Source organism: Micromonospora sp. NPDC005161 (assembly GCF_053599855.1).
The window spans coordinates 1-4,701 of record NZ_JBSFYQ010000103.1 but is presented as its reverse complement, the minus strand read 5'-3'; the positions used below and the strand labels follow the sequence as shown (position 1 = coordinate 4,701).

The window sequence follows — 4,701 nt, the reverse complement described above, 5'->3', positions numbered from 1 at the left end:
AGGCCGAACTCGTGCGCAACCGAGGTCCGTGGCGCGGGCTCGACGACCTGGAGATGGCCACCGTCGAGTACATCGACTGGTACAACAACCGCCGCCTGCACGGCGAGCTCGGGCACATCCCGCCCGCCGAACACGAGGCCCTACACGCGATGACCCAGCCGGTCACCGCAGCCCTGAAAACCAGCTAACCAACTCTCCATCAAACCCGGGGCTTGACAGCGGGAGGGTGGCGGCTCCGTCCCTACCCGTTCTGATGTCCTGGCAGGCGACTCAGCCCGAGCTTGAACCCGCGCCTGTCGGCGGGGGACGGGTCATGCCGTCGCCCTTTCACGTCAGCGGTCGGCAGGCCGTTGAGCGGTTCGTTGAGTTTGGCCGAGAGTTGACAGAAGCTCTGCCGCTTGATGCCGGCCCCTACACGGCGATCGTCGAGGTCCAGCTTGCCCACCGCTCCCGGTGGAGCCCACTTGTCTCGTTCCCGCTACACACGGAGTTGGTCAAGGGCGAAGATTCTGCCGGCCTGTTCATCACAAGAAGCAACGATCCCGCCTGGCTCCCGTAGCCGGTTGCCGCCTTGAAAGTCCGAGCGTTAGGGCAGCCGAGTGACTAACTGAGTGACGATCGGGGCGCACGGCGGTGGACGCCCTCGGACTCTGGCGGACCGTTCGGCCAGGGCAGTCGAGTCTGTGCCGCAGCTCAGAGTCAGATGGTCATTGCCTGGGGGTCAAGGGGTCGTCGGTTCGAATCCGGCCGTCCCGACAGATAAAAAGCCCTGACCAGCGGAAACGCTGGTCAGGGCTTTAATTTTGTCTATGGGGTTTTGAACCGCCCCCCGAAAACCCCCCATTCACCGGGGTCGGCAACCAGGTTCGCCATCCCTGCGCATCGTTGGGCACTGCGGGTGTGGGACGTCGTCCGCGGTTGGCGCCGAGTCGCTCGAGGATGTCCGAGACGTCCGGGGCTTGGGCGGGCTTGGCGATGTAGTACGTGGCGGTGACTTCCTCGCTGGAGTGTCCAAGCTGTGCTGCGGCGCTCTTCGTGTCGGGTTCTTCCTTGATGAGGGTGGCGACGGTCTTGCGGAAGGTGTGGGGGGTGACCCAGGCGAGGTCGGTGTCGGCGCGGGCCTCGCGCCACTGACGGCGGACGTTGTTGGGTGACAGCCAGGTGCCGCGTCGGGAGGCGAAGATCGCGTCGTGGGGGTTGTCGGCGGCGATGAGCTTGCGGGCCATGATCATGCCGACGGCGAAGCGGGGTAGGACGACCATCCTGTGGGGGTCGTAAAGCCGGTTCGGTCATGCTGCCTGCGAATACTCGTTGATCAACCCGCCGAGGATCGGGCGCCGTCGGATCCTGGCGGCGGTCAAGTCAGTGACTCCCGACGGCGGGTTGGGCGGCCGCTGGCCGAGCGCTCGATGTGGGCGGTGGCTGTTGTAGTGGGCCGTGTACTCGGCGAGGACGGCCGCGAGGTGGCGCTCGCCGACGATGAGCATCCGGTCGGTGCACTCCCGGCGTACGGTGCCCACCCATCGTTCGGCGAACGCGTTCGCCCGGGGTGCCTGCGGTGGGGTCTTGATCACGTCGATGCCTTCCGCGGTGAACACCGCGTCGAAGACCGCCGCAAATTTCGTATCTCGGTCGCGGAGCAGGAACAGGAGGCAAGCTGCTCGCTGGTCGAGGTCCATCAGTAGATTCCGTGCCTGCTGGGCCACCCAGGCGCCGGTCGGATGGGTGGTCACCCCAACTACGTGGACTTGGCGGGTGGCGATCTCGACGAAGAACAGCACGTAGACCCGCCTGAGGAACACGGTGTCGACCGTGAAGAAATCGCACGCCAGGATCGTGTGGGCCTGGGCGGTCAGGAACTGTTTCCAGGTGGGTCCGGACCGCCGCGGCGCCGGGTCGACCCCGGCGTTGCGCAGGATCTTCCACACCGTGCTGGGCCGCGACCCGGTAGCCCAGGCCGAGCAGTTCACCCTGGATCCGGCGGTGCCCCCAGGTCGGGTTCTCCGCCGCGAGTCGCAGCACCAGGTCGCGGACCTGCTTGTCGACCGGTGGCCGGCCCGGCTGCGGATGCGGGTACGTCCACCGCCGGGCGACGAGTTCACGATGCCAACGAAGCAGCGTCGCCGGGGTCACGAAGAACACCGACCAGCGCGGACGGGGCAGCAGCCGCGACAGCACCGCCAGCACCACCCGGTCGGCGGGTTCGAGGTCGGGGCGGGTCACCTGGCGGCGCAGCACCGCCACCTGATGGCGGAGCACCAGGATTTCCAGGTCTTTGGCCCCATCGTCGCGGGCGAGCTGGGACAACATCTGCAGTATTTGGCGAAGCAGCAGGTACACCAACGACGTGCTCATGGCCACGAGCATGACGGCTGCGCAGGGCTCGAGCTCGCACAGAACCGCACTTCAGACGGCCGAACCGGGTATTCGAGCCCCACAAGCCAAGCGCCGAGGACTACCGCCGTGATGCTGACGAGTGCCCCTAGCCCTCCGGCTATGAGCTTGTCCATGACCTTCCGTCCTCCTCACTTTGAGGTCGGGTGTCCCACAGCGCAGCATTGGTGACGGCGCGAAGTGACGGCTGACCTACTCGGCGACAAAGACGCCCACGCCAGGCAGCGTTTCGGTCATCCCCTTGATTCGCAGCACCTGCATGGCGCGGTCGATCACGGGCTCCGTCACCCCGTAATGCTCGATCAACTTCCGCCGGCTGGGCAGCTTGCAGCCGGGCGGGAACTCACCGGACGCGATGCGTTCGGCCAGGTCGTCGGCGATCTGCTCGTAGCGGTAACGCGGTGGCACGGTGTTCCCCTCGGTTGGCAACACGAGTAGACCACCTACGTCAGCCCTTGACTACCCAACGGTACCTATGGGAGGTTGCCGAGGAGGTCGATTCCCCCGGTTGGCGCTGTGGGCCGTCCTCGCCGGCGTGGATGTCCGGCGCATCCCCGCGATCGGGCATCCACGCCTCCGGACACCTGCGGCACAAGGAGGCGGCAGTGCTCCCTTCCAATTCCCCAACCCAGCGGATAGTGGCCCCGACGGCTGCGGCGAGCCGATGAGGCGGGTCTCCTACGACGAGTACGTGCTGGCGGCAGCGCTCACCCTCGCCCGCCGTCATCGGCCCGTGTGGTCATGGCGGCGCTGGCGGCACATCTGCCGCTGCGGCGCGACCCTGCCTTGCAGAAGCCGCCACAGCATCCCGATCAACCGCGGCCACTGGCCCAGCCAGGACGGCCCGCGATGACCACTCACCAGCCGATCAAGCCGGCCTGGGTGTGCGGCGGCTGCGCGGGGGAGTGGCCCTGCCAGACCCGGCGGCGGGAGCTGCGAGCCGAGTACGACCGTGCCCCGGTGTCGCTGGCCCTCTACCTGGCCGCCCATCTCGTCGACGCGACACGCGACCTGGCCCACGTGCCCGCCGGTCACTTGCACCACCGATTCCTCGGCTGGACCCGGTGAGCATCCTGCGACCCGGCGACGAGAAGTTCCACTACCGCGACGGCTCCCACCGGTGGATCCCGCCGGACCCAGATTACGACCAGGAGGTCTGGGACGAGCAGGTCCGCCAGCACAAGCTGGGCCACCTCAAGAACGAGCGCCCGAAGGTCCGCATCCAGCGCCTCGTCTGATGCCAGCAGTACAGCAGCGAAGTACAGCAACGGTGCCAGCCGAACCGAGCCGAGAAGCGCGCCAGCAGGCCGTCTGACCTCGCATCGAGCCCGACCCGACCGGCTCGCCGAGAGTTCACACCGAAGAGGTCACTGGTTCGATCCCAGTATCGCCCACCGTACGTACGTGCAGGTCAGAAGCCCGCTTCCGGAGTAGCCGGTAACGGGCTTCGCTGTATGTGCAGCTTACATTGGGAGCAGATTGGGAGCAGGGCGGTTGGTTCTGGGTTCGGACCGCCGTGGGCCGCCCGGCTGAGTGACCTGATTTGCGTTCCGAGCTGGGGCTGTTGGCTAGTCGAGGAGCTGGACCTACCGCTACCGGCGTCCGTGTGACGAGAGGATGCCCTGCGCTATGGCTCACGGCCTGGCTGATGGCCGTCGGTGCGGTGGTCTGCCCACTCGCCGGTCCACATTGCGAGGTCGTGTACCCAGGTCTCGGTGCTCTGCCGGGACTTGGCCGCCCACTTCGTTGCGTTCCTTGACGCGAAGTCGTCCAGGACCTGACGGTCAGTCGCGGTCCACGCGGGCAAATGCGTCAGCCACTGTTCTGCCTGTTCGGCGCTGTGGCCGCTGCCGATCAGCCATTGGACGAGCAACGCGAGTTCGACCCATGCGGCGCCCTTGGTTGCCCACGCCCAGTCGACGATCCGTAGGCCGAGCGGGGTCACGATCAGGTTGGCCGGGTTGAGGTCGGAGTGGATGAGTGTCTCGCCGTCCATCGCCGGGTGCGCGAACCCGAGTCGGGCTGCCGGGGTGAATCATGGCTCGCCGGGCGCGCGAGTTTCCTGAAGTCCCTTCAGAGCGGCTCGGAGCAGATCAAGATCCGCGCTGCCGGGTGACAGGTCGGGGTGGGGACCCAGGGTCCCGGCAAAGTCGTGACGGGTGTCCGGCTTGGGATGGTTGGTGTAGACGCGCCTTCGCTGCGGGCAGCAGGGCGGGCATGACCAGTTCAGAAGATCATCGAGGTTCTCTACGCCTTGTCGATCTATCCGAAGTGAGCCATGCCCGCGTTGCCATCATCGCTGATCTC

At 66.8% G+C, this 4,701-nt stretch carries 7 protein-coding genes; 3 read left to right on the top strand and 4 right to left on the bottom strand.

Annotated elements, in window-relative coordinates; genetic code table 11:
* Positions 1 to 188: IS3 family transposase (locus ACWD5O_RS36900; RefSeq protein ID WP_450088151.1), on the top strand; the 188-nt coding region annotated here is incomplete at its 5' end.
* Positions 189 to 797: 609 nt separating this feature from the next.
* Here the strand turns inward: ACWD5O_RS36900 and ACWD5O_RS36895 are convergent.
* The 3 genes from ACWD5O_RS36895 to ACWD5O_RS36885 all read right to left on the bottom strand — a co-directional run bounded on the left by ACWD5O_RS36895 (position 798) and on the right by ACWD5O_RS36885 (position 2,826).
* Complete coding sequence (locus ACWD5O_RS36895; RefSeq protein WP_450088150.1) at positions 798 to 1,262, bottom strand: tyrosine-type recombinase/integrase; 465 nt, start codon at positions 1,260 to 1,262, stop codon at positions 798 to 800.
* 27 nt (positions 1,263 to 1,289) lie between these two features.
* Positions 1,290 to 1,970, bottom strand: a complete 681-nt coding sequence (locus ACWD5O_RS36890) for an integrase core domain-containing protein (protein ID WP_450088149.1) — start codon at positions 1,968 to 1,970, stop codon at positions 1,290 to 1,292.
* A 616-nt stretch (positions 1,971 to 2,586) separates the two neighbouring features.
* Positions 2,587 to 2,826: a winged helix-turn-helix domain-containing protein gene (locus ACWD5O_RS36885; protein WP_450088148.1), complete on the bottom strand. Its 240-nt coding sequence runs from the start codon at positions 2,824 to 2,826 to the stop codon at positions 2,587 to 2,589.
* Positions 2,827 to 3,243: 417 nt separating this feature from the next.
* Between ACWD5O_RS36885 and ACWD5O_RS36880 the strand changes: the two genes are divergently transcribed.
* Both ACWD5O_RS36880 and ACWD5O_RS36875 read left to right on the top strand, forming a co-directional pair.
* Positions 3,244 to 3,462, top strand: a complete 219-nt coding sequence (locus ACWD5O_RS36880) for a flavin reductase (RefSeq protein ID WP_450088147.1) — start codon at positions 3,244 to 3,246, stop codon at positions 3,460 to 3,462.
* Positions 3,459 to 3,632, top strand: a complete 174-nt coding sequence (locus ACWD5O_RS36875; protein WP_450088146.1) for a hypothetical protein — start codon at positions 3,459 to 3,461, stop codon at positions 3,630 to 3,632. The genes ACWD5O_RS36880 and ACWD5O_RS36875 overlap by 4 nt, the downstream gene beginning before the upstream one ends.
* 389 nt (positions 3,633 to 4,021) lie before the next feature.
* On the opposite strand, the gene ACWD5O_RS36870 is transcribed toward ACWD5O_RS36875, so the two are convergent.
* On the bottom strand, positions 4,022 to 4,390 hold the full coding sequence (locus tag ACWD5O_RS36870; RefSeq protein WP_450088145.1) for a phosphotransferase: 369 nt from the start codon (positions 4,388 to 4,390) through the stop codon (positions 4,022 to 4,024).
* Positions 4,391 to 4,701: the final 311 nt, after the last annotated feature.